Here is an 8,211-nt window from a genome sequence, read left to right on the forward strand (position 1 = left end):
CACCTTCCACCAATTGGGACGACGATAGGGGGCAAGCATGAAGCTTGGAAAATTCAGCGGCTCCGGACTGGCGATCGGTATCGCCTTGGGCGTCGCACTCGGCATCGCATTCGAAAACCTCGCCATCGGCATCGGAATCGGCGTTGCCCTGGGCATGGCCTTCGAACCCGCCCTCGCCGGCAAACCGGACGAAGACGACCCCAAGCAAGACTAGACTATTTCACCGGCTCCGGCACGACGTCCGAGAGGGCGCGCAGTTCTTCGCAGCCGCTGGGGCACAGCTGTTTCAGCGTCCGCAGTTCGGCCTGCGCGGCGGGAAGGTCGTGCAGCAGCATGAGCACTTTGCCGGTATATTCGCGCAGCAACCGGTTGTTCGGTTCGAGCAGCAGGCCGCGCTTATACAAATTCAGCGCCGTCAGATACTGCTCCGTGCGCGCCATGCCGGTCATCCCTTGCGCCAGCATGCGATGGCTGAAGCCGAGATAGATCAGCGCGGTGACATCGTCGGGGCGCTTCTGGACCGCGGCTTCGAGATGCGGCAGCGCCTCGGCGAATTTCGATTGCTTGACGAGGTCGGAGCCGATCTTCAATTCGCGCGCCGGATCGATCTTCGAGGAGTCGAGCTTGTGCTCGTTCTGCAGCTCTTCGAATTTCTGATCGAGCGCGCGCGCATCCTGCGGGCTTTGCCCCGGATTGTTGCCGACCTGCCCGACCATCTGGGCCGAGGCCGCCGTGAAGACCAACAGTGCCGCAACGGCGGCCGTTACCATCCGCATGTCACCCCCTAGCCCGGTTCGCCGGGTTCCCTATTTATATTATAATATCCCGCAGGGGCGCGGACAAGAACCTCACACCGCTCGGCGGCAGCGCCGGCAGGTGCCGGTTTGCGTCTTGAAGGCACTGCGGATCATCGTGCTGCCAAAGGTTATGCTCAGCGTCACCGCCAGCACCATAACGGGGAAATGCACAAAGATCAGCAGCGCCAGCGCGCCAACGATCATGATCAGGCCGGTCGTGAACAGGCGGGCCCGCGGCCGGCTGGGCAGCTCGGCGCCGCAATGGGGACATTTCATGGCGGGTTTCTACACGGGACCGGGCGTTATTGCAGCACTTCGATCTGTCGCGGATTGCCCACCCCGATCGCCGGGCCGTTGGCCGACTGGATCACGCCGCGCACGCGGACGACCTTGCCCTCGTAACCCGCCGGATCGACGCCCAGCGACTTGAACCGCTTCACATCGTCGGCGCCGAGGATGACGGTGAAATCGGTGCGCCAGTCGGGCCCGAAATTGAGGTACATGGCGCCATCCTGGGTCGCCACCGCCAGCACCCGTCCGGCGACGACCTGGAACGTCCCGATGGTGTCGGCGAGCTGATCGGGCGTACGCACGCCATAGGCCGGATCGGCCCACAGCCCCTGCCCGGTGCGCCGCGCCTCGGCTTCGGCGGCAAACAGTTCGCGACCGCATTCGCCGCGATCGAGCGTCAGGTCGACCCGCGCCAGTCCTTTCTGCACCAGATCGAGCTGCAGCCACAGCCCGTCGCGCGTGAATACCTGGCTGCGGACGCGGTCGTAACGATCTTCCTTGGGCCAGACGGTGCGCGCATCGACCCGCACGCCCTTGGCGAGGTGCTCCAGCTCGGCGAAGGCGCGGTCGGCGATGGCAGTCGGCGCATGATCGGCAACGCCGGCCGGCAGGCGGATGCCTTCCAGCTTCAAGGCCCGCCCATCGGTCATCACCAGGACACCATTGCGCTCGATACGCATGATGTGAACGTCGCCGATCTCGATGTCACCGGCACACGGCGGCGCGGCCGCAAACGACGGCGCCGTCAACGCCGCAAGGACCAGCAACAGCCCGAAACGCATGCCATCCCCCACCCCGGAAAGGGGCATTCTGCACGAATCTCACGGGCGTGCCACCATTAACAGCCGCAAGGTTTACGGGTTTTTGTCGACCTTGCCGCCGGCGTCTTCCCAATCCTTGAAGCCGCCCATGTTGTAGACGCGCTTGAAACCCATGTCCTTCAGGACCTTGCCGCTCAAGGCCGAGCGCCCGCCGGAAGCGCAATAAAGCACCACCGTCTTGTCCTTGGCGAAGGCGCGGTCGTGATAGGGCGACGACGGATCGGCGCGGAATTCGAGCATGCCGCGCGGCACGTTCACGGCGCCTTCGACCATGCCGCTCTGCTCGACCTCGAGCGGATCGCGGACATCGACGATGAGAAGGTTGCCCTTCTCCTTCATTTTCTTGACATCATCCGGCGTGACCTTCGGCACCGCCTGATTGGCGGCTTCGATCATGTCTTTCACATTGGTTCCCATCATCATCTCCCAGGGGTTGGGGCTGCCAGGCTTACGCCGCGCGGGGGCGGCATCGTTTCGGGAATGAAGAAATCGGGGATCAGATCCTTCGACGGATCGACGCGATAGCGGTCGAAATCGGTGACGCCTTCGCCGGCGAGGAAGGTGTCGTCGATCAGGAAGCGGCCGGTGAAATCGCGCGCCGGCTTGTGGAAAATCAAATGCGCCGCATCGGCGACGATATCGGGCGTGCGGCAGTGCTTCAGGCCCTCTTCGCCCGCGAGCACATTGGCAACCGCCGCCGTTGCAATCGCGGTGCGCGGCCACAAGGCATTGACCGCGATGCCGGCGGGCGCAAACTCCGCCGCCATGCCGAGCACGCACAGGCTCATGCCGTATTTTGCGATGGAGTAGGCGGTGTGGGCCTCGAACCAGCGCGGATTGAGATCGAGCGGCGGCGACAGCATCAGCACATGCGGATTGGCGGCGCGCTTCAAGAACGGCAGGCACGCCTTGGTGGTGAAAAACGTGCCGCGCGTGTTGACCTGATGCATCAGGTCGTAGCGCTTGGCCGGCATCTCTTCGGTGCCGGCGAGAAAGATCGCACTGGCGTTGTTGACGCAAATATCGATGCCGCCGAAGCGCTCCACCGCCGCCGCGACTGCGGCTTCGATTCCGGCTTCGTCGCGCACGTCGCACGCCACCGCCAGCGCCTTGCCGCCCACCGCTTCCACGGCGGCGGCCGCGGTGTGGATGGTCCCCGGCAAGCGCGGATGGCGGACATTGCTCTTCGCCGCGATCACGACATTGGCCCCGTCGCGCGCCGCCTTGAGCGCAATCGCCAGCCCGATGCCTCGGCTCGCACCGGTGATGAACAGCGTCTTGCCCTCGAGCGACATGAAATACCTCGTGTGTGTCGGTTTAACTTTTGAGAACCATGTGCGGCACGGTCAAGCGTGCCTTACAGGCGTTCCGCAGCGACAGCTTGGCGGAATTGCGCACAAACCGGTAGTGTTGTGGTGCCAACAGAGTCAGGAACCGCCATGAACATGCCTGTCCGCGATTTGCCCAGCCGCTACGGCACCGTTGCCATGACCCTGCACTGGCTGATCGCTGCCGCGATCATCACCAACATCGTGCTGGTGCTGGCGGCGCCCGAGGATTTCAAGGACCCGGCGCACCGCACCATGATGTCGCTGCACATGTCGATCGGCATGACCGTCCTGGTACTGAGCATCGCGCGGCTGGCGTGGCGCCTGGTCAATCCGCTGCCGCCGCCGCCGCACGGCCTCAACCGCTGGATTCGCGTCTCCGGCAAGGCGATGCACCACCTGCTCTACACGCTGATGATCGCGATTCCGCTGGCGGGCTGGCTGATGGCCTCGGCAAGCCACCATCCGCCGATGTGGTTCGGCCTCTTCACCTGGCCGGCGTTGCCCGGATTTGCCGGACTCGACAAGGCCGGCAGTCACGCCTGGCACGAGGTGTTCGAAAGCATTCATGTCACCCTCGGCTGGGCCATGGTCGTGCTCGCCGTCGCCCACATCGCGGCGGGGCTGTACCATCATCTGGTCCGCAAGGATAACGTGCTGCTGAGGATGCTTCCCGGGACACGGCTGCGCCGCGGGGTGTGATACCTTGCACCCGAGGGCAAACGGACTAGATTGCCCCGATGCCGCCCGATTATTCCTCTGTTCGCCAAGCCGATGCCGCCGCTATTGCGGAGGGCGCGCAGCGCCTGCGTGACGGCGCTCTGGTGGCGTTTCCGACCGAGACGGTTTACGGGCTCGGCGCCGATGCCAGCAACGGCGAAGCGGTCGCCAGTATTTTCGCGGTCAAGGGGCGGCCGCAGTTCAATCCGCTGATCGTGCATGTGAAGGATCAGGCGCAGGCCGCCCGGCATGTCACGTTCACCGACACCGCCGCGGCGTTGGCCGACGCGTTCTGGCCGGGACCGCTGACCCTCGTCCTGCCGCGCCGCACCGACACGCCGTTGTCGCTGCTGGTCAGCGCCGGGCTCGACACGGTGGCGGTGCGCGCCCCGGCCCATCCGATCGCGCAAGCCCTGATCGCCGCCACTGGTCGCCCGCTGGCCGCACCGAGCGCCAATCCGTCCGGCACCGTCAGCCCGACCCGCGCCAGCCACGTCGCGGAAGGCTTCGGCAGCAAAGTTTTCATCCTCGACGGCGGTGACACCACGGTCGGCGTCGAATCCACCGTGATCGGGTTTGGCCCGCACGGCGCGGTGATGCTGCGCCCCGGCGGCGTGCCGCGCGAGGCGGTGGAAAGGATCACCGGCGCCGCCCTCGCCGCGCCGACGCCCGGCGGCCCCGTGACCTCGCCCGGCATGTTGACCAGCCATTACGCGCCGCACGCGCGCGTCCGCCTCAATGCCGATCACGCCGAACCAGGCGAGACGCTGCTTGGCTTCGGACCGCAGGCGCCGGGCGAGGTGTTGAATCTCAGCCCCACCGGCAATCTGGCGGAAGCGGCGGCGCACCTGTTCGCAATGCTGCGCGCGCTCGATGCCAACGCCGAAGCCATCGCGGTGATGCCGATTCCGGTCACCGGGCTCGGCGAAGCGATCAACGACCGGCTGCAACGCGCCGCGGCACCGCGAGGCTCCCATGTCTGACGTCTTCGACCGCTTGAAAACCATCGTCGGGGCCAAGGGGTTTTCCGAGGACCCGGCCGAGATCGCGCCGCATCTCGAAGAATGGCGCAGCAAGTACACCGGCTGCTCGCCGCTGCTGATCAAGCCGGCGTCGACGGCGGAAGTCGCGGCAGTGCTGGCGGTGTGCAACGAGACGCGCACCGCGGTCGTGCCCCAGGGCGGCAATACCGGGCTGGTCGGGGCGCAGATTCCGTTCCACGGCGAGATCCTGATCACGCTCGCCCGCATGAACCGCATCCGCCGCGTCGATGCCAAGGATGCGAGCCTGGTCGCCGATGCCGGTGTGATCCTCGCCAACGCGCAGAAGGCGGCCGACGACGCCGGCTTGATGGTGGCGCTCAGTCTCGCCTCGGAAGGCACCACCACGCTCGGCGGATTGATTTCCACCAACGCCGGCGGCGTCAACGTGCTGCGCTACGGCATGATGCGCGAGCAGGTGCTGGGCCTGGAAGTCGTGCTCGCCGACGGCCGCGTGCTCGACCTGCTGCGCTCGCTGCGCAAGGACAACACCGGCTACGACCTGAAACAACTGTTCATCGGCGCCGAAGGTACGCTCGGCATCATCACCGCGGCGGCGCTGAAACTGTTTCCCAAGCCCGAGGAACGCGCCACCGCCTTCGTCGCGGTGCCCGACGTGCACGCCGCCACCAGCCTGCTGGCGATCCTGAACCATCGCACCAACGGGCTGCTCAACGCCTTCGAATTGATGAGCCGCAGCGGGCTTGAGCTGGTGCTGGAGCACATCGCCGGCACCAAGGACCCGCTGGCGCCGTCGCCCTGGTACGTGTTGTGCGAGGCTTCGGGCGTCAAAGGCATTGCGGCGGTGTTCGAGAATGCCTTGGAGACAGCGCTCGAAGACGGCGTCGCCAGCGATGCCGCCATTGCCTCGAGCGAAGCCCAGCGTGCCGCGTTGTGGCGGCTGCGCGAAAGCATGTCGGAGGCGCAGAAGCACGAGGGCCCGTCGCTGAAGCACGATGTCTCGGTGCCGGTCAGTGCCGCGGCCGAGTTCATCGCCGAGGCCATCGCTGCGGTGACGCGGTGCGAACCCGCCGCCCGCGCGGTGCCGTTCGGCCATCTCGGCGACGGCAATCTGCATTTCAATTTCCAGATGGCGCGCGGCGGCGACAAAGAGGCCTATCTGGCGCGCTGGGACGAAATCCAAGAGATCGTGCACGACATCGTTGCCGCGCACGGCGGTTCGTTCAGCGCCGAACACGGCGTCGGGGTGATGAAACGGGCGGCGCTGAAGCGCTACAAATCCATCGCCGAAGTCGAGCTGATGCGCACGCTGAAGCTCACGCTCGATCCCCAGGCCATTCTCAACCCTGGCAAACTGATCCCGGATTGACGGCGTGCGACACTGTCGCGCAAGCACGTCACCTGCCCGCGCTTTGCGCAGCGGCCGCAAGGCGCTTGCGCCGGCTGCCTGCATCTTTGCCGCGACCTGACCGGTTTTTAGGCGCAACCGCAGCGCCCGCGCCGTTGACAGCCCGCGCGCATCTGTTGTCCGTTTTCCGCGACAGATGGAGGGTTCGATGGCCAAGTCTCGCATGATCCGGGTGCTCGCAGCAGCGCTGACGTTGGTTGCGGTGGCGGCCGCCGGATTCGCTGCCGACCTCACCATGTTCGCCGCCGCCTCGCTGTCGAGCGCGCTGCCCGAGGTCGCCGCCGCCTATCAGAAACAGACCGGCAAGACGGTGACGTTCTCGTTCGCCGCTTCCTCGGTGCTGGCGCGGCAGGTGGAAGCCTCGCCGGGGGTCGATCTCTTCATGTCGGCCGATGCCGACTGGATGGATTATCTCGACAAGAAGGGTTTGGTGCAGACGGCGACGCGCAAGACGCTGCTGACCACGCATCTGGTGCTGATCGCGCCCGCCGTCGCGGCCGTGACGCTGAAAATCGCACCCGGATTCGATCTCGCCGGCGCGCTGCATGGCGGACGGCTGGCGGTGGCCGATCCGGCCTCGGTGCCCGCCGGCAAATACGCCAAGGCCTCGCTGACGGCGCTTGGGGTGTGGAGCGCAGTCGAGCCGCACCTCGCCTCGGCCGAGAACGTGCGCGTGGCGCTGGCCTATGTCGCGCGCGGCGAAACCCCGCTCGGCATCGTCTACACCACCGACGCGCTGGCCGAACCGAAAGTGAAAATCGTCGCCACCTTCCCCGACACCAGCCACGCCCCGATCGTCTATCCGGTGGCGCTGACCAAGGATGCCAAGCCGGACGCGAAAGCGTTCCTCGCCTTCCTGGAAGGGCGCGAGGCCCGCGCGATCTTCGTCAAGTACGGGTTTGAAGCGGCGAAGTGATACCCACCTGTTGGGATGTGCCGGCGTGACGACCTGGGTCCCCTTCCCTTTGCTGCGCGCTGGCTCAGCCGGGGATGACAAGGTGTGTTGCCGCCGGTGCGCTGCGATCCTTCGCCAGGCCGCGGGCGGAGACGGCGGCGGTGACCACGGTGGCGGCGTACGGCAGGCTTTGCACGGCGAGCATGATCACCCACAGCCACGCGGCGGGATCGTCGAAGCGCCCGGTGTCCATCACCGATATGACCGCCAGGATGCAGAGGCCAAACAGCGTCGTCTCCTGCCATACGCTGCGCAGCGCCTGGGACAGCATCGCCTCGTCGGCGCATTTGGGCGTGCGGAAAAAGCCGACGCCGCTGGTGAAGATGCCGCTCCACACCGCCTTGGCGACGACGTGGGTCAATGACAGGCCGGCAATGGACGCCATCACCGCGCCGCGCATGCCCGAGCGCACCTTGGAGGGATAGAGCAGCAGCGTCTTCAGCATTTTCGCCGCGAACAGCGCCAGCGCCGCGGCCGACAAGACCGGCATCGGCACGTCGATGTAGCGCGGCTCCAGCCACATCGCGAAGCTCCAGCCGAGCGCGATGAAGGTCACGATCATGCCGAGCCCGTCGCTAAGCCACGGCAGCCAGCCCGAGAAGAAATGGTAGCGCTGCGCCCATGACAGCTTGGTCCGGCCGCCGAAGATCGCGCCGGCGTGCCGCTTCATAATTTGCATGGCGCCATAGACCCAGCGATAGCGCTGGCCCTGGAACGATTTCAGCGTATCGGGAATAACGCCCTTGCCCATCGATTGCGGCAGATAGGCCGCGCCATAGCCCGCCTCGAACAGGCGCAGGCCAAGCTCGGTGTCTTCGGTGATGCACCACGTCGCCCAGCCGCCGACTTCGATCAGCTTATCCTTGCGCACGATGGTCATGGTGCCATGC

Annotated in this window: 11 protein-coding genes; 5 read left to right on the forward strand and 6 right to left on the reverse strand. The window is 66.0% G+C overall.

Translation table 11 applies throughout. The annotated features are described in order from the left end of the window. The first annotated feature begins 37 nt into the window (after positions 1–37). A complete protein-coding gene (locus tag AC1P6P_RS19170; protein ID WP_481404049.1) occupies positions 38–214 on the forward strand; it encodes a glycine zipper domain-containing protein in 177 nt (58 codons plus the stop codon). A 1-nt stretch (position 215) separates the two neighbouring features. On the opposite strand, the gene AC1P6P_RS19175 is transcribed toward AC1P6P_RS19170, so the two are convergent. The 5 genes from AC1P6P_RS19175 to AC1P6P_RS19195 form a co-directional block, all read right to left on the reverse strand. Further along, positions 216–776 (reverse strand): tetratricopeptide repeat protein, encoded by a 561-nt coding sequence (locus tag AC1P6P_RS19175; protein ID WP_481404050.1) that lies wholly within the window; start codon positions 774–776, stop codon positions 216–218. A gap of 72 nt (positions 777–848) precedes the next feature. Then, positions 849–1,073: a hypothetical protein gene (locus tag AC1P6P_RS19180; RefSeq protein ID WP_481404051.1), complete on the reverse strand. Its 225-nt coding sequence runs from the start codon at positions 1,071–1,073 to the stop codon at positions 849–851. A gap of 26 nt (positions 1,074–1,099) precedes the next feature. Beyond that, on the reverse strand, positions 1,100–1,870 hold the full coding sequence (locus AC1P6P_RS19185) for a thermonuclease family protein (RefSeq protein ID WP_481404052.1): 771 nt from the start codon (positions 1,868–1,870) through the stop codon (positions 1,100–1,102). 72 nt (positions 1,871–1,942) lie between these two features. Next, complete coding sequence (locus AC1P6P_RS19190) at positions 1,943–2,326, reverse strand: rhodanese-like domain-containing protein (protein WP_481404053.1); 384 nt, start codon at positions 2,324–2,326, stop codon at positions 1,943–1,945. A 2-nt stretch (positions 2,327–2,328) separates the two neighbouring features. After that, entirely contained in the window at positions 2,329–3,204 is an 876-nt protein-coding gene (locus AC1P6P_RS19195; protein WP_481404054.1) for an SDR family oxidoreductase, read from the reverse strand. A 144-nt stretch (positions 3,205–3,348) separates the two neighbouring features. On the opposite strand from AC1P6P_RS19195, the gene AC1P6P_RS19200 reads away from it, so the two are divergent. The 4 genes from AC1P6P_RS19200 to modA all read left to right on the forward strand — a co-directional run bounded on the left by AC1P6P_RS19200 (position 3,349) and on the right by modA (position 7,282). After that, the gene (locus tag AC1P6P_RS19200) at positions 3,349–3,939 is read left to right on the forward strand and encodes a cytochrome b (protein ID WP_481404055.1); all 591 of its coding nucleotides are present in this window, start codon (positions 3,349–3,351) and stop codon (positions 3,937–3,939) included. Between the two features lie 38 nt (positions 3,940–3,977). After that, complete coding sequence (locus AC1P6P_RS19205; protein ID WP_481404056.1) at positions 3,978–4,940, forward strand: L-threonylcarbamoyladenylate synthase; 963 nt, start codon at positions 3,978–3,980, stop codon at positions 4,938–4,940. Beyond that, positions 4,933–6,327, forward strand: coding sequence for an FAD-binding oxidoreductase (locus AC1P6P_RS19210; RefSeq protein ID WP_481404057.1), 1,395 nt, complete (start codon positions 4,933–4,935; stop codon positions 6,325–6,327). The genes AC1P6P_RS19205 and AC1P6P_RS19210 overlap by 8 nt, the downstream gene beginning before the upstream one ends. Before the next feature lie 187 nt (positions 6,328–6,514). Continuing rightward, the gene (modA, locus tag AC1P6P_RS19215; RefSeq protein WP_481404058.1) at positions 6,515–7,282 is read left to right on the forward strand and encodes a molybdate ABC transporter substrate-binding protein; all 768 of its coding nucleotides are present in this window, start codon (positions 6,515–6,517) and stop codon (positions 7,280–7,282) included. 64 nt (positions 7,283–7,346) lie between these two features. Here modA and AC1P6P_RS19220 read toward each other — a convergent pair. Beyond that, on the reverse strand, positions 7,347–8,211 hold an 865-nt coding region (locus tag AC1P6P_RS19220; protein WP_481404059.1), incomplete at its 5' end, for a glycosyltransferase family 2 protein.

It is taken from the genome of Rhizomicrobium sp., from assembly GCF_056722145.1.